The sequence below is a fragment of the Paenibacillus jepli genome (genome assembly GCF_047238105.1).
In the GTDB taxonomy this organism is placed as follows: Bacteria; Bacillota; Bacilli; order Paenibacillales; family Paenibacillaceae; genus Paenibacillus_D.
Genome location: NZ_JBDFMD010000001.1, coordinates 5,291,324 through 5,312,062, shown reverse-complemented (window position 1 = coordinate 5,312,062; position 20,739 = coordinate 5,291,324). Strand labels below are relative to the sequence as shown.

Genomic DNA, 20,739 nt, shown 5'->3' with positions numbered 1-20,739 from the left:
GTTGCTTGCCTGCCAACTGCTGACGCTTTCCACCTGAAAACAATCCTGCTATAATCACTTTTAAACAGAGCAACCTGCTTGGAAGGTGAATAACTTGACCGTGATGGATCAACTGCCGTTATGGAACCACTGTGCGATCCGGGTGCTGGACATCCGGAGATCGCCGATCGGGCCGGACGGATGCACGCGCATCTCCCGGTTGCCCGCCAATACGTTCGTGCTGATGGCAGACGGCTCTGCGAGGATCGTCATCGACGGCCACACGCATGATGCCGCCGAAGGGTATGTTTGCCATGCTGGCAAAGGTGCCTCCTTGTCCATAAGCGGCACGGGCGGTCGCGGCGTTTATTATGTTCTCTATTATAAAGCCGTACTTGTGACGCCTGCCCGGCAAGAGCTGCTCCGGATGTACCGGGAGGATAACCCTTTCTGCACTCAGTATGGTTTGGCACCGCTGCGGCCCCTGCAGCTGTATACCCGGATGAAGCAGATGTATGAGCATTGGCAAAGCGGCCTCTCGCTGGAGCGATTTCATGTACGCGCCCTTTTCCACCAGTGGATCTACGAACTGCTCCAACAGCTTCAAGAAGCAGGTGAGACGACTCGTCACCGGCCCGATCCCGTCAGGCAGGCGATGCTCTATATCGAAGAGCATTATGCCGAGCCGATCAGCCTGCAGGAGTTGGCTTCGCATCTCCAGTACGGTGCCAGACAGCTGCAGCGGCAGTTCAAAGCGAGACTGCGGACCGGACCGATGGAGTATGTCACTCAGATCCGGATGCAGCATGCCCAGTCGCTGCTTAGTTCGACAGGCGCGCCGATTCGCGAGATTGCCGAAGCCGTCGGATATGCTGACAGTTACTATTTTAGCCGTGCTTTCAAGAAGCATACCGGTCTCTCGCCCATGCAATATCGTGCCGAATGTCGCAGAAGTCCATCCATGATGTCGCCCTCCCCCATTGGAGCGATTCGAGATCTTCCGTATAGTGTAATTGATCATGAAAATCATTATCAATACACAAACGGAGGAGAGACACCATTGGTTAGAAGAACAAAGGGGACACTTGCAGTCAGTTTATTGTTGAGCTTGATGTTGATTATCGGAGCTTGTTCCAATAGCGGCCCTAATGCGGCCAACCAGAACAGCGGCAATACGCCTGCTAATGCAGCGACGCAGAATACAGCTAACGGCGCTGCCAACTCACAGAGTACCCAGAGCAGTTACCCGCTGACCATCAAGGACCTGAGAGGCGATTTTACCCTGGAGCAAAAACCGGTACGCATCGTCGTGCTCGACAACAAGTTTGCTGATCAACTTGTCGCTCTTGATGAGAAGCCAATCGGCAGCGTAACCTCGGCAGGCTCCGACACCGATTTCCCCGAATATCTGATGGACAAGCTGTCGGATGTCAAGGTGCTGGGCACCCGTGACGAGCCCAATATGGAAGCGATCCTGGAGATGGATCCGGATCTGATCCTATGTACGGGATTCCAGGAGCAGTTCTACGAGCAGTTCAGCAAGATCGCGCCGACGCTGATGCTGGACTTCGATGAGGACTGGCGGGATACACTAGACACGATGGGCAAAATTATGGAGAAAGAGCAAGAGGCTCAGGAGCTGCTGACGGCTTACGAAGAGAAAACCGCCCAGCTGAGGGAGGCGTTCGCTGCCCGGCTCGGGGATGAGACCGTCGCGCTGATCCGGCCCCGTGACGGCGCCATCCGCGTCCATCCGCCAGGCCACCGGACAGGTGCGATTCTCTACAATGACCTGGGGTTGAATCTGCCGCCGGTCCTTGCGGAACAGGATGACTCGTATCAGATCTCGCTGGAGACGCTGCCGGATGTGGATGCCGATCATTACTTCCTGCTGACCAACGCCATGTTCCAGGAGGATGTCGACGGTGTGCAGGATACAGAGGTATGGAAATCGCTAAAGGCGGTTCAGCAGGATCAGGTCTATACCGTCGATACGACGCAGTGGATCGCTTACTATGGCCCGATTGCGATCGATCTGATCGTCGATGAGATCGCGGAGCTATTGCTGGATGAGGCATGATCTTAGGATAATGCTGACCCCTGAGGAGTGGCGGGAGCTCTCCGACGGCTTCGGTCTGACACTGGCTGATACCACCCGGCCGATGATTCGCTCTATCGCCGTGAGCGAGCTCTTGGATGCGCAGACGTGCGCAGCGTATCTGGACTGGATGGCCCGGTATATCGGCGCGCCGTCCCGCCGGGTGGCGGCATCGATGCTGGCCAAGCGCTATGCCTATCTGCTGGCTGCCCCTGCGGCTTACGCGATGACCAAATTCGGCAAGGCGCTGCTGCCTGAGCTGGATCAATGTCTGCTCATTACGCCAGACCCTGACCATGAACCCGGGCGGACACGCTTTCCCGATCTGGCGCTGACGGACGTGCAGGTCAGCTGTCCCGGCCTGGAGGGACGCGACGTCTGGCGCGAGGAGCGGCTGCAGCAATTGTTTGCGGGCCATCTGACCCCGCTGCTGCGCTCCCTGTCGGAGACGGCCAAGGTACCGATCGCCGTCCTCTGGGAGAACGTCTTCGTCCGGCTCGCACCGCTCTATGCTCATAGTCTGGGGGATACTGTGCATGGGTTAGACGATGCCATGTATTTGCTGCATGAGGCTTCGCCGGATCTGTATGGCGAGCGCCGCCACCCCTTCGCACGCTTCATCCCCGGGTCTTCCTGCGATGATCTCGGGATGGCTGCGGATGCTACCCGGCGGACATGTTGCTTCTATTATGAGATGTCCGAGGAATACTGCAGGAAGTGCCCGCTGCCGACCATGCGGTGAGTACCGCTAAGCTCAGCCTGTTGATAAACGTCTTTCGCCTAGCTTTATTGACGACCGATGATAGTGCACTCAGCTGCAACGACCTTTTCTGCCGCTATTGTCCGGAAATGGCCGGTGCACTCAGCTGCAACGACCCTTTCTGCCGCTATTGTCCGGAAATGGCTGGTGCGCTCAGCTGCAACGACCCTTTCTGCCGCTCCCCCGAGCACCTTGGCCTCCTTGCATGTTTTTCAACAAGTTGAAGGTGAACACACGAAAGGCCCTCATCTCCACGTTAGCGTGGTGACTGAGGGCCTTTTGTACGAGAAAGTCTGGACATTGACGCAAATTTGCTTTGGTTGCGCCAGGGCGCGCCACGGGAGGGCCCTTCAGACGTCCCTAAGACCATTTTACTTGCAGGACCCGGTCATGGGGCAATTGTCGGCATGCCACACGTTGCGGCCTCCGTCCTACCGGTACTGCAGATGATAACGCACCCCGGCTTGCATGGCGAAGCTGCTCAGGCCTTCGCTTCCTCCCTGCCAGTCTACCGCGTCATCCCCGGCGGCGATCCGCACCGGCTTATCCGTCGCTTTGAAGCTGCACGCCTGTCCCACATCCGACGTTAGATGCACGTCGGTCAAGCGGCCGTCCCGCCAAGCGATCGACACTTCGATGCCGCCCCGGGCCCGCAATCCCTGTACCGAACCGGTGGACCACCGGTCCGGCAGCGCCGGCAGAAATTCCAGATACCCTTGGTGCGACTGCAGCAGCATCTCCGCGATGCCTGCCGTCGCCGCAAAGTTGCCGTCGATCTGGAACGGCGGATGCGCATCGAACAGATTGGCATAGACGCCCCCGCGCTCGTTGTTGCCTTGATCGCTGCGGACGAGCCGGAGCAGATTGGCGATCAGCCGCTCCGCCCGATTGCCGTCGCCGAATCGCGCCCACAGTCCGACCTTCCAGCCCAGACTCCAGCCCGTCCCTTCATCGCCTCTGCGCTCCAGCGACTGCCGGGCGGCCGCGAACAGCTCCGGTGTCGTCTCCGCCGTGAACAGCCGGCCCGGATAGACGCCTGCCAGATGCGAGACATGACGATGATGCACATCTTCTTCTTCGAAGTCCTGCGACCATTCCTGGAGCTGGCCATGCCGGCCAATCTGGAACGGATGCAGACGGCGCCTCGCAGCGGCCAGTTCCTCACGGAACGCTTCATCGACACCAAGGATGTCTGCCGCCTCCATACAGTTGTCGAAGAGTTCGGCGACCAGCACCAGATCCATCGTCGCTGCGCTGCTAACCGCATAGCGGCTGCCCTCCACGACGAACTTCATCTCCGGCGACGTCGAAGGGCCGGTGATCAGCTGGCCGCCTTCATCCTCATAGAGCCAATCCAGACAAAACAGCGCGGCTTCCTTCATCACAGGGTATGCCCGTTCACGCAGGAACTCACGGTCCCCGCCAAAGGAATAATGCTCCCACATGTGCTGGGTCAACCAGACGCCGCCCATCTGCCACAGCGCCCAGACCGGATCGCCGTCGCCGAAGTCGCCCACCGGGGCGGTCTGCCCCCACAAGTCGGAGTTGTGATGGGCGACCCAGCCCCGGGCCCCGTAGTTAATTCTAGCCGTCTCGCGCCCATTGACTGCCAGACGTTCGATAAAGGCCAGCATCGGTTCATGCAGCTCCGCGATATTGCAGCTCTCGACCGGCCAATAGTTCATCTGCGCATTGATATTCAACGTGTAGTTGCTGCTCCACGGCGCACGCGTCTCTTCGTTCCAGATCCCCTGCAGGTTCGCAGGACGGCTGCCCGGCCGCGAGCTGGCTATCATCAGGTAGCGGCCATAATTGAACAGCAGCTCCACCAGTCCCGGATCGCTGCTGCCCAGCTCTGCAATCCGCTTGTCGGTATCCATCTCTTGCGGCGCCCGGCTCTCGCCCAGATGCAGCGATACCCGGTCATACAATGACCTATGGTCGGCGATGTGGTCGGCTCGGAGGTCGGCATAGGCCTTGCCCAGCACACCCTGGATCGCGCCGGCTGTGAGCACAGCGGGATCGCGGTCACGGCTGCCCGCTCCGGCTGCCGGATCAAACGACGTCGCGGCACCGATGTACAGCACCGCACTCGTCGCCCCCTGGACGGACACGCCGTCCGGCGTATAAGTTAAGCTGCCGCCTTCCTGCACGACGGCCAGCCGCGCATGGAACCTCAGCGCCTCCGTCGTCTCCGGATCACCATAGATGACGGGCTCCGCCTTGTTGCAATAGCTGGGCCATACCTGCTCCGGTGCGATGCCGCTGATCGCGCAGCTCCCTTCCCCCGCACCGGCCGCATAGTAACGGAGCACACTCGAGAGCCGGGCACGGAAGCTAAGTCGTCCCGGGTCACTCGAGGTCAAACGGATCGCGATGACCTGAGCCGGATGCGACGCCCACACCTCCCGCTTATATTCCGTATCGCCAACCTGATAGGCTACGCTGACAACTCCTGTCGCCAGATCCAGGCTTCTGGTATAGGTATGATACTTATTGCCATGCTCCATCGTCAGCTGCAAGTCGCCCAGCGGCAGATAGGACTGCGTATAGGGCCCCATCATCTCCTTGCCGAGCGCATCGGCAGCCGCATAATCTTCTCTGCGCAGCGCTTCCCTGAGCTGCGGCAGCACTTCCCTGGCGCGGGGATTGTTCCAATCCTTCAGACTCCCCGACCACAATGTATCTTCATTGAGCTGGATGCGCTCGCTTTCCACTCCGCCGAACACCATCGCTCCCATCCTGCCGTTGCCCACCGGAAGCGCTTCCGTCCAATATACTGCAGGTCTACCAAACCGGATACTCATCGTCTTACCTCCATCACTGTTATGTCCACAAACGGGCGTCCTGCCGTTCATCCCCTCATTATACCGCGAAATAACCGGCCCGGGGACTGGCATTTTCTAAGGTCCCGCCAGCCCCTCTTTGACGGTGTTCAGCAGCGATTGACAGTGATCATGGATCGCAAGCTCCACTGCTCCGGTATTTATCGCATGCCATGATCCTTCAGCACACTGAAGATATGCGCCCGGATCTCGGCCAGTTGTTCCTCATTGAGATCACGGGGCCGGGTATCCATGGACTCGGGCGGGATGTGAATGGTCAGCGGCCCTGCGGCTTCCTGAACGTTGTTGTGGCTCTTGACGGCGTCTGTAAGTTTGGACTTCTCATAATGCGTATCGACCAGTTCGGTGCGGAGATACTGATGGTTCAGGTCATAATAATCTTCAATTATCAGGACGGCACTAAGCTCAACATGCCGATTCATCTTGTGGTACGTAATCGAATTGACCTGCATGTAACCTACCGTCTCATAATATCCTTCAATCTCCTCAGACTCTTCGATGCTGAAGCCCTCGACCGTTTCCACTTCTTCAGCATCCGGATCCTGTTGACATCCTGCCAGCAGCAGCAGGCCTATCAGGATTAGACCGTATCGTCGAAATGGCATATCGATCACCTTCCTTTTCCATCCCATACTTCACTATACTATACCAGAATCAGGGATTTCCTGCTGACACCAGCGATCGGAAGAACCATCCGTTACTTCGAGGCTTTATTGCAATCAGCTGACAGGCGCGATCCCAGCTCGTACCGGCTCGACCGGCTCCAGCATCCGCCCGATCTCGCTAATGATAATCTCCGGCTGCTCGTAGTTCACCATATGGCCTGATTGCGGCGCTTCAACCAGGCGGCCGCCGTGCTGTGCCGCCGACTGGCGATGGGCCGCCATCACCGCCGGTCTTACCTTGCGCTCCTGGCCGGTTGTCCGCGCCCCTGAGATAATCGTGAGCGGCAGGCCGCCCAGATCAGGAGGTGCTGACTGGAACCGCTCCAGATCGTCTATGAACGTGATCAGCTCTGCTGATGCCGTGCGTGCGGAGCGGAGTGTGAAATCCTCGCTATGATGATCCCGGACCACATCTGCCGGCTGCACGCTCCCGGGCCCGCTTCCCATCCGCTTATACCATCCCATCCGCGCCAGCAGCGGATACAGGGGACGGGTCATACGGAAGTAGGCCTTCGTCGAACGCCTGAAGTACATCTCGCAATGTTCGTCCGACGGATCAACCAGCACCACCCCACGGATACGCGACGGGTCGGCTGCCGCAACGGTCCGCACGACTGGTCCGCCCCAGCTATGGCCTACGAGAATAAAAGGTCCCCTCCCCAATGCATGGAGCAGCGTGTCCAGATCCTCCGCCAGCCGCGCCAGTGTGCGCGGCTGAGAATCCGGATCGCTCTTGCCGAACCCCGCCCTATCGTAGACAACCGCCCTCACCTGTCTGGCAATCGCCGGCTGTACCAGTCCCCACGTGGAACGGGAAGCGCCCATCCCCGATTCGAAGACGACAGTCGGCTCGCCGCTGCCGTTCACCATATAATGAAGCTTCCGGCCGTCCGCAGTCGCTATGTATTTGCTGATTCCATACGTATGCCCGTTGTTCCCGCTCATCGTCTTCCTCCTGCCGGCAGCTTATCGCCGCCCCTATGCTATGAACACTTCCCAGTATAGGAGAATGCGAAATTTTCCACAACCTTCCCAGTTGATTGTATATCCATCCTTACATCCGCTTAACGTTCCGTTGATTCCCCTCGAACAGTGTAAAGGTATGATGAAGCCGTGACAGGTTAGTCTCCGCTATGCCATGACATGCAAAGGAAGGTACTTCTTATGGGACTTCATACGTACTTCAGATCGCTCAACGACTTGGAGAGAATCATCCGCTGCCCAGGCAAGTTCAAATTCGAGGAGCATAGTGTCTCCGCTCACTCCTGGAAGGTCGTCCAATACGCCAAGACGCTCGCAGACATCGAGGAGCAGCACGGCGCCGTCGTGGATTGGAAAAAGCTGTACGAGATTACGAGCAGCCACGATTACGGCGAGATCTTCATCGGCGATATCAAGACGCCGGTCAAGCATTACAGCACCGAGCTCCGCTCCCTGCTGCAGCAAGTCGAGGAAGGGATGATCGATCACTTCATCGAGGAGAACATCCCCGAAGACCTGCAAGTCATCTTCCGCAGACAGCTGCGCGAAGGCAAGGACGGATCGCTCGAAGGGCTCATCCTGGAGGTGGCCGACAAGATGGATCAAGTCTATGAGGCGTTCGCTGAGCTGCAGCGCGGCAATACGGAGAAAAAGAATTCGTCATCATGTACCGCCAGGCACTGGTGAAGATCAAAAACATCAAGCTTCATTGCGTCACCTACTTCCTGGAACACATCCTGCCTGATCTGGTACGCGAAGGCGCACGGGCGTTGATCGATATCCGGCAGATTACGGAGGAGGCGCTTGCACAGTAAGTCGGAATCACCAGGCGTACGGGCAGCTGCTTTACGAAATCTTCATTAGTCATGCCCGCTGGCCTGTTCTATCTTAGTTATAGGCCGACTCCCTTTTCACTACTAAATATGGGTTCATTCGGCAAAAATTTACCAAAAACAAAGGAGATCTGGTATGAAGAGAAAGCTGAAACAGCGACTGATGAGGATGATGTCTGTCACTTTGGCATTTGCGCTTGCGATGCCTTTGCTGATCGGCTTGTCCGGGCAGCAGGTGGTTTATGCCGATCCTGAGCAAAGCCAGCCATTTATTCATCAAGTATATGGGGGCGGGGGCAAAAACGCTACGCCATTTACGCACAGCTTTATCGAACTGTATAACCCTACATCAGAGGATGTCGATCTGGACGGCTGGCAGGTAGAATACGCCTCCTCCCGCAGTGGCTCACAGCATTTGGCCTCGACAGGCGGCGAGTGGGTTAGCCTGGATCTGATCGGCACACTGCCCGCGTACAGCTCCTATCTCATCAGAGGCGCAGCCGAGACGACGACGGATTCGGTGTATGAGATTGCCCCATTCGATCAGGAGTGGAACGGCCGCTATATCGATAATGATCAATACAATGTCCGCCTTGTGCACGGCGACACAGTCCTCGATCAGGTTACTGTCAAAGAGCCAGGCAAGGATGGGGTTGAGGGTACACCGATCGAGAAGATCTCCAAACAAACGTCGGTGCGTCGGGTAGACTTCAAAGATACGGATGACAATAGCGCTGACTTTGAAGTCCTTCGTTTTGAAGGCAGCTCCTTTGCAAGCCAGGATGCGCTTAACGCCTTCATCGCACAATACCGTCCCCGCAGTCTCGCAGACGGCGCCTGGGGACTCGCCCCTGGCGGCGGCGAAGAGCCTGGCGAAGACGATACCATCATCAAGATTTTCCATGTCAACGACGTTCACTCGCGGGTAAATCATGCCATCTCGCCGCCAGCAAACCATCCGCAAATCGGCTATGCCCAATTCAAAACGTTTATCAACCGTGAAAGCGAAGGCGCCGACGGCACGTTGATCCTGGATGCAGGCGATACCTTCCATGGCCAATCATTCGCTTCCATCGAGCGGGGCGAAGGCGTAGCGGAGCTGCTGAAGGCTGTAGGCTTCGATGCGCTGGCGCCGGGCAACCATGATTTCAACTACGGAGTGGAGCGGCTGCTGGAGCTTGAGACCCTCTCAGAAGTCCCGCTCCTCTCTGCCAACACCAGACTAAAGGAGAACGGCGCGCCGCTATTTGATCAGGAATTCTTGGTCAAAGTGATCGATGGCGTCACTATCGGCGTGTTCGGGTTGACGACGCCGGAGACGGCTTATAAGACCAATCCGAAGAACGTGGAGGATATCGACTTTGGCACCGATGAAGAAGTCATCGAGGCTGCCGAAGAAGCCGTGACCAAGCTTAAAGAAGAACATCATGCCGATATTGTCATCGCGCTTACTCATATAGGCGACGACCCGTCCAGTACGATCAAAAGTACAGACATCGCCGAGCAGGTTGACGGTATCGATCTGATCATCGACGGGCACAGCCACAGCAATTACCCGACGGGACGCGTCGTCAGACGCCCCGGTCACAAAGACGTCATCATCGCCAGCACCGGCGAGCATTTCAAAAATGTCGGCGTCGTAACACTGGGCTACAACAAAGATAGGCAAGAGGTGACAGCGGTCAACGCCGTAACCAAGTCCGACGCCCAGCTGCCCTTGTCAGCGTACCCTGAGGATCAAGCGGTCAGGACTGTATATGATGCGATCATTGAGCGTCAAGCCGGCGAATTGAGTCAGGTTGTCGGTGCGACTCCGATCGCTCTGAACGGCGAACGGGAGCAGGTCCGCAGCAGCGAGACTAACCTGGGACGCTTGATTACCGATGCCATGATCGCCGAGAGCGGCGCAGACGTGGCGATCACCAACGGCGGCGGCATCCGCGCTTCGATCACCGCAGGCCAGATTACTAAGAAACAAGTCATCGATACCCTGCCGTTCGGCAACTTCATCATCACCAAGGAACTGACCGGCGCGCAGATCAAAGCCGCCATCGAGCAAGGCATGACCTTCGGCGCAGGCTCCTTCCCCCATGTCGGAGGCATGACGGTGACGGTTGAGAAGTACGGCACCATGTCGGGCAGCACGCCTGTGGAAAAAGGCCGCGTCATCGATATTCAAGTAAACGGCGACCCGATCGACATGGACGACACGTACCTTGTTGCCACCAATGATTTCATGGGCGCGGGGGGCGACGGATATACCGTGCTGAGAGATTCGGCGCTCGTGAACGAATTCAATGCTTTGGATGAAGCGCTGATCGATTACACCCAGACGCTGGAGCCGGCAGATTTCACAGCGCTTGATGAAGAGCGCCGCCTCATCCTCTCGGAGAAGGATGGCGGATTGTCCCATCTGGGCAGCTTTTATACCGGATACCAAAGCAAGGATGGGGGTGTCGCAGAGATCGTCTCCTACAACCCTGACAACCGCAAAATGTACATCGTGAACGGCAATGAGAAGAAGATCGATATCGTCAGTCTGGCGAACCTGGAGAATCGTCCAGGCAATGAATTTGTGCTGGAGAAGCGGATTGACGTCAGCGAGATGATCGAAGGCTTCAACTTCGGCGATATCACGAGCATCGACGTCAGCACCCGGCAGAAGCTTATCGCGGTCGCCGTCCAGGCGGATCAATATGATGCAGCCGGCGCCGTCCTGCTGCTGGACTACAACGGCAATCTGGTGAAGCATGTAGATGTCGGCGTGCAGCCGGACATGGTCACCTTCACGCCGGACGGAAGCTATGTCCTGACGGCGGACGAGGGCGAGCCCCGCGCAGGCTATGGAACAGGGACCGTTGACCCGAAAGGCTCGGTGACGATCGTCGACCTCACTGAAGGGGTGGAACAGGCCGAGGCTGCTATTGTAACCTTTGATCCGTTTGACGACCTGCGTGCTGATCTGGTGAACGACAACGTCATCCTGAAGAAAGGCGCCGCGCCTTCCGTCGATCTCGAGCCCGAGTATGTGGCGGTGGCCTCAGACAGCAAGACAGCCTATGTCTCCCTGCAGGAAGCCAATGCCATCGCTACCCTCGACATCGAGAACCGGGCATTCACAAGCGTGCGGGGACTCGGCTTCAAAGATCACAGCCAGCCGGGCAATGAGCTGGACCTGTACCGGGATCGCAAGATCGAGATCAAAAACCAGCCGGTCTACGGTGTGTATATGCCTGACGGCTTGGCGGCGGTCGAGATCGGCGGCAAAACCTACCTCCTCACTCCCAACGAAGGCGATGCCAGGGAATGGGGCAGCTACGAGAACACAACCACAGCAACGCTCGAAGGCAACAGCTTTGATATCCTGATCAACGATGCGCACGACGGTCTTGGTGATGATGAAGAAGCGATGTATATCCTGGGCGGACGCTCCTTCTCGATCTGGGATGCCCAGACGTTGGAGCTGGTCTTTGACAGCGGCAGCGACTTTGAACGCATCACTGCCGAGCGTTATCCGAACTTCTTCAATGTCTCCAACGACAATCTGACGATGGACCACCGCAGCAACAAAAAAGGTCCTGAGCCGGAGGATGTCAAGGTTATCGAGGTTGACGGCAAAGTCTTCGCAGCGATCGGTCTGGAGCGGATCGGCGGCGTCATGATGTACGACATCACGAATCCCCGTGAGGCGGAGTTCTACGATTACATCAACACGAGGGATTATAGCTCGAACATCGCCGGCGACGTCTCACCGGAAGGACTGAAGTTCGTCGCTGCGGAACACAGTCCGACAGGCTACCCGCTGCTGCTGGCAGCTCATGAAGTGAGCGGTACTGTCGCTGTCTATCAGGTCAACGAAGGGTACACCGAGCCGCAGCCGATCCTGCCATTTGAGCTGACTGTGGAGAAGCAGGTAGCGTCGGGCATGGCAACCTATAAGTATGCTGTCGATGCTGTCCCGGCAGCGCCGACGTATACCGGCGACTATTACGTCGTCTTCCAGGTCTATGAAGGCTCGAATACGAGAACGCCTGGTGCGACATTGATCAAAAAAGCAACTGCCGGCGCTCCGATACAGAACGAAGAGCTCCGTATCGGCTCGTCCAAAAAAGTGAAAATTATGGTGGTTTCCGCTGTAGACGGACCTGACAGCCGTGTGCTGGCGGAAGCCTACGGAGTGGAGTAAGCTATGGAGATCACTACAGGAGGTACAAGATTGAAACAATGGATGGCAACGATATTGGCCTTTAGTCTGCTGATCGTGCTGCTCCCGTCGCGCGGCCTTGCTGCCGAGCTCGCCCTGCAGGTCCCTGCCGGGGTGACGGTCGGACAGACGCTGACGATGTCGGGAACAGCTCCGGGTGCTGAGGTGATCCTCAGCATCCGCAGCGCGGACGGCGAGCTCGTCTTCTTCGACACCCAGCGGGTCGAGGGCGGCAGATACAGCGCCGCGATCACCGTACCCGCAGCATGGGGCGGCAGCACGTACCGCGTATCTGCCGTCTCGGGCGGCGTAGAAGAGATGAAGCAGGTCGTCGTATGGCGGCAAGGCGGCGGTACGGAGGGCGGCAATAACGGCGGAGACGTGGGTAGCGGCGAAGATGGCAACGGGGATAACGGTGACGACACAATCCCGCCTCCTGCAGACGCAGCTCCAGTCATTACAGCGGATTCACGCGGGGTGACTGTGACGGTTACGCCGGCCGACAGCAATGGCCGGCAAACCGTCCTGCTCGATGCGAGTGCCTTCGGCCCTATACTGGAAGCGCTCAGCAGCAAGCCGGCTGCCGAGCGGCACCTGGTCTTCCGGGTGGCAGCCGGAGCTGCCGCAGGCACCGCTTATGATGTCAGTCTGAACGCGGAAGCCGCAGCGCTGCTATGGAACAGCGATGCGGCCTCGCTCACCATCGAGAGCCCGCTCGGTTCGGCCCGCTATGACCGGAAGAGCCTGGACGCCATCCAAGGCGCGGGTTCCGGTGATGTCCGTTTTGCGATGGATGCGGTAGACGCAGCGGCACTCTCTGCCGCCGGCCGGTCAGCTACGGGCGGGCGGCCCGCAGTCGACCTGAGTGTAACGGTCGGCAGCGGCAGCGTCTCGGATTTTGGAGGCGGCAAAGTACGGCTGGGTATCCCTTACTCGCTCCGTGCGGGTGAAGATCCGAATGCAGTCGTCTACTACTATATTCCGAGCGCAGGCGCGCCTGCCGTCGTCCGCGGCGGCTGGTATAACCAGTCGGAAGGCGTCTTATATGCCGCTCTGGATCATTTCTCCGTGTATGGGATCGGCGTCAACCAGGTCTCCTTCACCGATGTCTCCGGCTGGGCCACAGACTACATTACGTACCTGTCCGCCCGCGGCATCATCGAAGGTATAGGCGAGCGGTTGTTTGCACCGGTCCAACCGGTGACCAGAGGCGAGTTCGTCGCGATTCTGGCGCGGCTCTCCGGAGCAGAAGGCATGGCATACCAGAGCGGCCTGTTCACGGACGTGCAGTCCGGCGACTGGTACGCCCCTTACGTCCAGTGGGGTTACGAGAGCGGCGTCGTGCAGGGTACCGGTCAGAACCGGTTCCAGCCGCGCGCTGCGATCAGCCGCCAGGAGCTGGCCGTGATGGTGGCCCGCTATGCAGCTGCCACGGAGTATGCCTTGCCTGTCATGAACCAGCCGCTAAGCTTCGGCGACCGTTCGCAGTTCGGCGAATGGGCGGTGGAAGCGATCGGCGCGCTCCAGCAGGCCGGGATTATCGACGGCCTCGGCGATGGCCGGTTCAACCCGCGCGGCACAGCCACCCGCGCGGAAGCGGCCAAGATGATCGCCGTGCTGCTGCAGGGCATGAGCAGGTAAATTTGTGTGATCGAGGCTGCTGGGCATGATGGCGCCAGATCGCTTCCGCAACGATGGCGACCGCCGGAAGCGTACGATAGCATGTGATGACGCCGCTGTTTCCTTCCTTTCTTCTCAGGGAGGAACAGCGGCGTTTTTTTTGCTGGCATTTAACTGGCTAGTCACCCCATGTACGTTGGCTATAGGGCTATTTTCTATATCAGCTGCTGCCCGCGTGCTGAGCTCGACCTTTTCGTAATCCTAACGGCTGCGTGCAGCTGCTCCAACCCACTGAACACGAAATTTCATATTCATTTCGCTCAAACACGCGGTAGGTAACTGAATAAGCACGATTTTTCGAGTTCATTTGCCGATTTAGAGGATAATCGACCCATTGAATATGATATTTTCATATTTGTTGGACAGAAACATTAGATTTAGGGAGCGGAATGCTCTATCCAGATGCGCTTTGGCAGTTAACTACTCTTCGCTGCGCAGCGTTCCCAGGTGGTAAGCACACCAGTCTCCTGAGTCGATGAGCCGGCCGCTGGCCGGCAGTCCGGGATATACATACACCCAGGCTATGTAACTGCTGCCTTCTGCGGCGACCTCCGCCTCGACCCGCTCGTATTCATTGGGTCCGTCAGGCCCGTAGTAGTCCTCCAGCTCGTCCAGGCGGCTCAGTACATCCGGTGTCACCCGGTAGAGCTCGCCGTGAGTACATGCCTCAGCATCCAGGACAATCGCCGGATAACCAAGTCCCGTATCCCATAACTGCGCCGCCAGTCGGGCTTGTCCGGACACCAGCTCGCTGTCCGACAGATATGCCGCATGGTTGCATTCGCTGCAGCGCAGCGTGCCATAGACAAACACCAGTTCATGCATTGGCAAATTCGCTTCGCCCCTTTTCTCGTCCTATCCGGCTGCTTCCTCCAGCCAAGCCTGAAAAGCAGACCACGACTTCGCGTTCAGACGCCGGACAATCACGGTATGCGCATATCCCCCTGCCCTGCTTGCGGCGCACCCAGTGGAAGATGGCGCTCGGCCCGGAAGCTCCGGACGCAGACGATCGTCCCCGCTGTGCCGCAGATCAAGAATGCGAGCAGTACGATTCCCATTTGCTTGAGCATAAGGAATAGATCGCTCATGAAATCTTTGCGGAGCGTGTAACTGCCCGGATCGCCTTCATCATCCAACGTCAGCGCAACCGTATACCAGCCCTCCTCCTCTACTTGAAACCGATAGACAGATTGTCCTCCTGTACCGTTTACCGTATAAGTCGTAGATGTGTCGGGGAGCACGCGCAGCTCCTGCTGGTCATTGAACACCTGCACATGCAGGCTGCGCACCTGGTTTCCCAGCGATTCGCTGGGCGTGAACGTGGCGCTAAAGGGAAGGAGCGACCCGTGAAGCTCGAATTCCCGAAATACCTGGTACTTGCCCGGCTTCATGAGAATGGATACACCGGTATCCAGCGACAGTACGATCCGTTCCATCCGGACGACGGTCACCAGCATGGCAGCTGCCGATGCGCCGATCCCGCCGAGCAGGATGATCCCGGCCAAGATCAGCAAGCCGTAGCGCTGTAAAAATCGCGGCATAGCGTTGTCTCCCCTACAAATCCTTGATATAAGCGACGATGCGTCCAGCCTCCCGGAAGCCTACCCGCTCGTGAAACGCCTGGCTGCCAGTGTTATGAAGCTCTGTATCGGACGCCAGCTCGCGGCAGCCCGCGGCTCTGGCCCACTCGGATCCTGCTTTCACCAGTGCCCGGGAGACGCCCTGACCGCGATGTCCCTCTGCCACATAGATGCCCTCGACAAAGCCAACCGGACTGCTGACGGCCCCCTCGACATAATCTTTTCTTAACGACAAATGAATAAATCCGATGCGTGCTTCACCAGCGACAGCAACAAGGACTTGATTGTTGTCAGAATGCAGCATCGCCGCGAACTCCGTCCGCAGTTCCTCTTTTTCACTGTCCGGCCATAGCAGGAAGGCCAGTTCGGCCACATCGCCGACGTGTGCTTCGGTTGCTTTTTCGATCTGCATGATGAACGCCACCTTTGAGTATAAAATCGACTTGTTCAGTTCTCTCTTGATTATGAAACATGCGTTCCGGAAAGGGAAGCGATTCTTTCGCACATAAGAGACGTGAGATGCGCTTGACATTCTGGCGCAATCACGACTATTATAGATACACAAGATCTTTTATTGTCTCAATAAAGGACTTAAAGAGTCTGTTAAATCCGCTAAGGAGGCAGGAAAATGACAATGAATACTTACGAATGTGCCATCGTCGGCGGCGGCCCCGCCGGTTTGAACGCTGCGCTTGTACTCGGCCGGGCCAGGCGGCGCGTAGCTCTGCTGGATAACAATCAGCCGCGCAATGCGGTGACGCATGCTTCTCACGGGTTTATTACCCGTGATGGTATCAAGCCTGAAGAGTTCCGCCGCATCGGTTATGAGGAAGTGCTGCGTTATCCGAGTGTAGAGCATCACGAGGAGGAGGTCATCCGCATCGGGCGGCTCGAAGATGGCTTCGAGCTGGAGACGGCAGCAGGCAAGCGGATTCGGGCGCGCAAGATCATCCTCTCGTCCGGGCTCAAAGAAGTGCTGCCCGAAATCGACGGGGCCCGCGAATATTATGGCAAGAGCCTGTTCAACTGCCCGTTCTGCGACGGCTGGGAGCTGCGCGATCAGCCGCTGGTCGCCCTCTCGGAGAACAGCGATCTCTTCCATAAGGCCAAGCTGCTCATGAACTGGAGCCGCGACCTTATCTTGTGCACCAACGGAAAAGGAACGGTAACGGAAGAGGAAAGAGAGCAGTTGGCGGCAAGGAACGTACGGGTTATCGACACGCCGGTTGCCGCATTTGCCGGTCAGGACGGACAACTGGAGGCGGTTGTCTTCACTGACGGCACGCGGATCGCCCGCACTGGCGGCTTCCTCTCCCCTGCCCAGGTGCCGCAGCTCGTGCTCCATGAATCTCTGGGATGCGAGAAGAATGAAATGGACGGTCTCGTCGTCGACGCGATGGGACGGACGACAGCATCCGGCGTCTACGCCGCAGGGGATGCTTCGTATGTTATGCCCTCCCAGTTGATCTTCGCCGCAGCCTCCGGCAGCCGCGCTGGCATCGGCGTCCATGCCGATCTGACTGAGGAAGACTGGCACAAGCAGTCTCAGGAGGCGTGAACGATGGCTCATGGTTGGAATGGGCCATCCCGTCCAGACGCAGCGCGCCAGTTCCAACAGCCCATCGATGAGCTGTTGGCGCTGCTGCAGCCCCGGCCGGGAGAGCGTATCCTCGACGCCGGGTGCGGTTCGGGGGATCTGACCGCCCGGATCGCCGCCTCCGGAGCAGCTGTGCAAGGCATCGACAGTTCGGCGGAAGCCATCGCCAGGGCCCGTGTGCAGCATCCGCAGCTGGATCTCCAGGTGTCGGACCTGACCAGTTACCGCAGTGCGCATCCCTATGATGCGGTTTTCTCCCACGCGGTCCTGCATTGGGTCGCAGACGCCGAAGCCGCCGCCGCTTCCATCCGACTGGCGCTCCGCCCGGGCGGCCGGTTCGTCGCCGAGTTCGCCGGGCAGGGCAACACTGCTGCGATCCTCACTGGGCTCGAACAGGTCTTGACGAGTCAAGGCTACGCGTGGGAAGGCCGCAACCCATGGTATCACCCCACCATTGGTCAGTACGCCAGCCTTCTCGAACGGATCGGCTTTCGCGTCACCTACGCCCAGCACACGGGGCATGCCAGACCGCTGCAAGGGGAAGACGGCCTGCAGAGATGGCTGGCCAGCTTTTCTTCAGTTCTGCTACCCGATCTTAGTCCTCCCGAGCAGGCTGCGATCATCCAGAACGTCGAAGATAGGCTCCGGCCCCAGCTTTACGACGGCGAGCGATGGATGATCGATATCAGTCGGCTGCGCATCTCTGCGGTTAGAGTTCGCTAGAGCCTGTATCTGCCACCAAAATAATCTCCACCCCCTCTTTCCAACTTTCCCCTTCTCTGCTAGAATAGATCAAACACCCTGCGGCAACTGGCGATGCGAGTGGAATCAACCACAAGGGAGCCTGCAGGTCCGACTATTCCGTTCGCCTGGGAAAAGTATCTGAACGCGGCTTCGTCTGATGACGAGCTTCGTACAGATGCTTTTTTTCGTTCTTGAAGCCTATTCTGAAGGAGGTCTTCCGCAATGACTGTCATTATGAAAGCCAAGGAAGCTGCTGATGAGGTGTACCGCCAGGTCAAGATGGAGGTTGGAGCATGCAAACAAAAAGGGATCTACCCCACGCTGGCCGTGCTGCTGGTGGAGGGTGATCCGGCATCGGCGTACTATGCCGCGGCCAAGCGGAAGGTAGCCGAGAGGCTGGGCATCAACTATGAGATGCACACCGCAAGCGCGGATGTAAGCGAGGATGAAGTGCTGAACATGCTCGAAGCCTGGAACGGGGACCCGAGGGTACATGGCATCCTGCTCGAGCTGCCCCTGCCTCCGCATCTCGCGGGCAGGCATCTGGAGAATGCTGTCTGTGCCGAGAAAGATATCGATGGAGTGAACCACTGGAACCAGCAGGCCACGAGGACAGGCGAGCCCGGACTGTACCCGGCAACCCCTCAAGCCTGCATCCGGCTGCTTAAGCATTATGGCTATACACTGGAGGGCAAAAATGTGACCCTGGTCGGCCGAGGCCAGACCGTCGGCATGCCGCTCTTCCATATGCTGCAGCACGAGCAGGCGACCGTAACCGTCTGTCACTCGCGGACCCCGGATCTTGCCTTTCACCTGGGACATGCCGACATCGCCTTTGTCGCCGTAGGGCGTCCCGATACGGTCAAGGGATCGATGGTGCATGATGGCTTGGCTGTCATCGATGCCGGCATCCATGAGACAGAGGACGGGCGAATCGTCGGCGATGTCTCGTCCGAGGCGCGCGACCGCGCCGCCGCATTATCCCCCGTGCCTGGCGGTGTCGGCACCTTGACGACCGCTATCCTGTTCGAGAATTTGATGACAGCTGTCAGGACACAATTTGAGGAGGCGTGGAAATGACGGAGCAGCTTACCTGGGATCATCCGACCCGCACGTTCCTGGAGCGTGCCGCCAGTGCCGAGCCGACGCCGGGCGGCGGCAGCGTCGCTTCCCTGGCTGCGGCGCTCGCCGCAGCCATGACCTCGATGGCCGCCCGGCTGTCTCAGGGCGACAAGTACGCCGAGCATCGCGGCCAGACCGATGAAGCGATCCGGCTGCTGCAGACGTTGACGGCTTCCTGTGAGCGTCTGATGCATGCGGATATTACAGCCTTTGACGGCTACATGGCAGCGCTGCGGCTGCCCAAGGAGACAGCGGAAGACAAGCTCGCCCGCCGGCAAGCCCTCGACAAGGCTACCGAGGAGGCAATCGAGGTACCGCTGCAGCTGGTCCGGCTATGCGGGGATGGCATCCGCTGTACGCAACGCCTTGCTGCGATCTGCAACCCGCATGTCATCTCCGACCTCGGGATCGGCGCCATCCTCTTCGACGCGGCCGCCCAGTCTGCCGGACTAACGGTGGAGATCAATCTCGCCGCGCTTCGCGACCAAGCCGTCAAGACGCGCTATGCCAAAAGCCTCGCCGCCCAGATCCGCGAGATCGCCGATCTGAAAAGCGAGGCCCTGGAGATCACGCGCACGCGAATCGGGTCGTAGTGGAGCTAGAAGGCGCCAAAGCGGCTGCCCGCGGCGACGTTCTTGGGGGAGATCCGCTCGATTGCCGCGAGGTCGTCTGCCGACAGCTCGACCTGCAGGGCGCCGAGATTTTCTTCTACACGCTCCAGCCGCTTGGTGCCGGGGATCGGTACGACGCCTTCGCCCTGGGCCAGCAGCCAAGCAAGCGCCAGTTGGGCAGGCGTGCACCGTTTCCGTGCCGCCATCTCCTCGATCAGGCCGACGACTTCGATATTTTTGTAGAAATTGTCACCCTGGAACCGGGGGAAATGGTGACGGTAATCGTCCGCCGGCAGATCCTCCGGCTTCTTGATCTGGCCGGTCAGGAAGCCTCTGCCGAGCGGACTGTAAGGCACCAGGCCGATGCCCAGTTCCCGGAGCACGGGCAGCACCTCATCCTCCAGCTCACGGCTCCATAATGAATACTCGGTCTGCACAGCCGAGATCGGATGTATCGCGTGGGCACGACGGATCGTCTCGGGCGGCGCCTCGGACAATCCGATATAACGTACTTTTCCCTGCTGTACGAGATCGGCCAGCGTCCCCACCGTCTCTTCAATCGGCGTGTTCGGATCGGGCCGGTGCTGGTAATACAGATCGATATAGTCCGTGCCGAGACTGTACAGACTGGCATCGACCGATTTTTTGATATAAGCGGGATCGCCTTTCGGCCCCTGTCCGTGCGTAATGCCGAACTTGGTAGCGATGATGGCATTCTCCCGTTTTCCTTTGAATGCGCGTCCCACCAGCTTTTCGTTGCCGCCAAATCGCCCTGCCGTGAAATCCCCGTACAGATCGGCTGTATCGAAGAGCGTCACCCCCAGATCAAGTGCCCCATGAATCGTGCGGACGGATCGATCATCGTCTGGCATCATCATCGTCCCTAACCCCAGCGCGGATACTTCCAGTCCTTGACGTCCCAGCTGTCGTGTCTGCATGTTGTACAACCTCCTCGTATTGTATGTGTTGGACCCGCAAGAAAAGTCTACCCGACAGCGGGATGCCCAGCCACTCCAAGGTTATACTAGTAGCCAGATTA

At 58.4% G+C, this 20,739-nt stretch carries 15 protein-coding genes, 1 pseudogene and 1 riboswitch; of the genes and pseudogenes, 9 read left to right on the top strand and 7 right to left on the bottom strand.

Features of this window, described 5'->3' with window-relative positions; translation table 11 throughout:
- Positions 1 to 103 precede the first annotated feature (103 nt).
- Together ABC336_RS22625 and ABC336_RS22620 are read left to right on the top strand one after the other, a co-directional pair.
- A complete protein-coding gene (locus tag ABC336_RS22625) occupies positions 104 to 2,059 on the top strand; it encodes an AraC family transcriptional regulator (protein ID WP_413242578.1) in 1,956 nt (651 codons plus the stop codon).
- The gene (locus ABC336_RS22620) at positions 2,049 to 2,819 is read left to right on the top strand and encodes an IucA/IucC family C-terminal-domain containing protein (RefSeq protein WP_413240794.1); all 771 of its coding nucleotides are present in this window, start codon (positions 2,049 to 2,051) and stop codon (positions 2,817 to 2,819) included. The genes ABC336_RS22625 and ABC336_RS22620 overlap by 11 nt, the downstream gene beginning before the upstream one ends.
- 449 nt (positions 2,820 to 3,268) lie before the next feature.
- Here ABC336_RS22620 and ABC336_RS22615 read toward each other — a convergent pair whose 3' ends face one another.
- From ABC336_RS22615 to ABC336_RS22605, 3 genes are all read right to left on the bottom strand, one after another.
- On the bottom strand, positions 3,269 to 5,644 hold the full coding sequence (locus ABC336_RS22615; protein ID WP_413240793.1) for a glycoside hydrolase family 95 protein: 2,376 nt from the start codon (positions 5,642 to 5,644) through the stop codon (positions 3,269 to 3,271).
- Positions 5,645 to 5,823: 179 nt separating this feature from the next.
- Positions 5,824 to 6,288 (bottom strand): hypothetical protein, encoded by a 465-nt coding sequence (locus tag ABC336_RS22610; protein WP_413240792.1) that lies wholly within the window; start codon positions 6,286 to 6,288, stop codon positions 5,824 to 5,826.
- Positions 6,289 to 6,402: 114 nt separating this feature from the next.
- Positions 6,403 to 7,293 carry an alpha/beta fold hydrolase gene (locus tag ABC336_RS22605; protein WP_413240791.1) on the bottom strand — a complete coding sequence of 297 codons (891 nt, stop codon included), beginning with the start codon at positions 7,291 to 7,293 and terminating at the stop codon, positions 6,403 to 6,405.
- 219 nt (positions 7,294 to 7,512) lie between these two features.
- On the opposite strand from ABC336_RS22605, the pseudogene ABC336_RS22600 reads away from it, so the two are divergent.
- The 3 genes and pseudogenes from ABC336_RS22600 to ABC336_RS22590 all read left to right on the top strand — a co-directional run bounded on the left by ABC336_RS22600 (position 7,513) and on the right by ABC336_RS22590 (position 14,007).
- A pseudogene (locus tag ABC336_RS22600) lies at positions 7,513 to 8,144 on the top strand (YfbR-like 5'-deoxynucleotidase).
- A gap of 154 nt (positions 8,145 to 8,298) precedes the next feature.
- The gene (locus ABC336_RS22595) at positions 8,299 to 12,348 is read left to right on the top strand and encodes a choice-of-anchor I family protein (RefSeq protein WP_413240790.1); all 4,050 of its coding nucleotides are present in this window, start codon (positions 8,299 to 8,301) and stop codon (positions 12,346 to 12,348) included.
- Between the two features lie 30 nt (positions 12,349 to 12,378).
- Positions 12,379 to 14,007: an S-layer homology domain-containing protein gene (locus ABC336_RS22590; RefSeq protein ID WP_413240789.1), complete on the top strand. Its 1,629-nt coding sequence runs from the start codon at positions 12,379 to 12,381 to the stop codon at positions 14,005 to 14,007.
- Between the two features lie 459 nt (positions 14,008 to 14,466).
- On the opposite strand, the gene ABC336_RS22585 is transcribed toward ABC336_RS22590, so the two are convergent.
- The 3 genes from ABC336_RS22585 to aac(6') form a co-directional block, all read right to left on the bottom strand.
- The gene (locus tag ABC336_RS22585; RefSeq protein WP_413242577.1) at positions 14,467 to 14,871 is read right to left on the bottom strand and encodes a gamma-glutamylcyclotransferase family protein; all 405 of its coding nucleotides are present in this window, start codon (positions 14,869 to 14,871) and stop codon (positions 14,467 to 14,469) included.
- Positions 14,872 to 14,969: 98 nt separating this feature from the next.
- The gene (locus tag ABC336_RS22580; protein ID WP_413240788.1) at positions 14,970 to 15,587 is read right to left on the bottom strand and encodes a hypothetical protein; all 618 of its coding nucleotides are present in this window, start codon (positions 15,585 to 15,587) and stop codon (positions 14,970 to 14,972) included.
- Positions 15,588 to 15,600: 13 nt separating this feature from the next.
- On the bottom strand, positions 15,601 to 16,038 hold the full coding sequence (gene aac(6') / locus ABC336_RS22575; RefSeq protein ID WP_413240787.1) for an aminoglycoside 6'-N-acetyltransferase: 438 nt from the start codon (positions 16,036 to 16,038) through the stop codon (positions 15,601 to 15,603).
- Positions 16,039 to 16,254: 216 nt separating this feature from the next.
- Between aac(6') and ABC336_RS22570 the strand changes: the two genes are divergently transcribed.
- From ABC336_RS22570 to ABC336_RS22555, 4 genes are all read left to right on the top strand, one after another.
- On the top strand, positions 16,255 to 17,184 hold the full coding sequence (locus tag ABC336_RS22570; RefSeq protein WP_413240786.1) for an NAD(P)/FAD-dependent oxidoreductase: 930 nt from the start codon (positions 16,255 to 16,257) through the stop codon (positions 17,182 to 17,184).
- A 3-nt stretch (positions 17,185 to 17,187) separates the two neighbouring features.
- Positions 17,188 to 17,946, top strand: coding sequence for a class I SAM-dependent methyltransferase (locus tag ABC336_RS22565; RefSeq protein WP_413240785.1), 759 nt, complete (start codon positions 17,188 to 17,190; stop codon positions 17,944 to 17,946).
- A gap of 74 nt (positions 17,947 to 18,020) precedes the next feature.
- A riboswitch (ZMP/ZTP riboswitch) is annotated at positions 18,021 to 18,105 on the top strand.
- 84 nt (positions 18,106 to 18,189) lie between these two features.
- Positions 18,190 to 19,047 carry a bifunctional 5,10-methylenetetrahydrofolate dehydrogenase/5,10-methenyltetrahydrofolate cyclohydrolase gene (locus ABC336_RS22560; protein ID WP_413240784.1) on the top strand — a complete coding sequence of 286 codons (858 nt, stop codon included), beginning with the start codon at positions 18,190 to 18,192 and terminating at the stop codon, positions 19,045 to 19,047.
- Positions 19,044 to 19,682 (top strand): cyclodeaminase/cyclohydrolase family protein, encoded by a 639-nt coding sequence (locus tag ABC336_RS22555; protein WP_413240783.1) that lies wholly within the window; start codon positions 19,044 to 19,046, stop codon positions 19,680 to 19,682. The genes ABC336_RS22560 and ABC336_RS22555 overlap by 4 nt, the downstream gene beginning before the upstream one ends.
- A 5-nt stretch (positions 19,683 to 19,687) precedes the next feature.
- Here the strand turns inward: ABC336_RS22555 and ABC336_RS22550 are convergent, their stop codons facing one another.
- A complete protein-coding gene (locus ABC336_RS22550; RefSeq protein ID WP_413240782.1) occupies positions 19,688 to 20,638 on the bottom strand; it encodes an aldo/keto reductase in 951 nt (316 codons plus the stop codon).
- Positions 20,639 to 20,739: the final 101 nt, after the last annotated feature.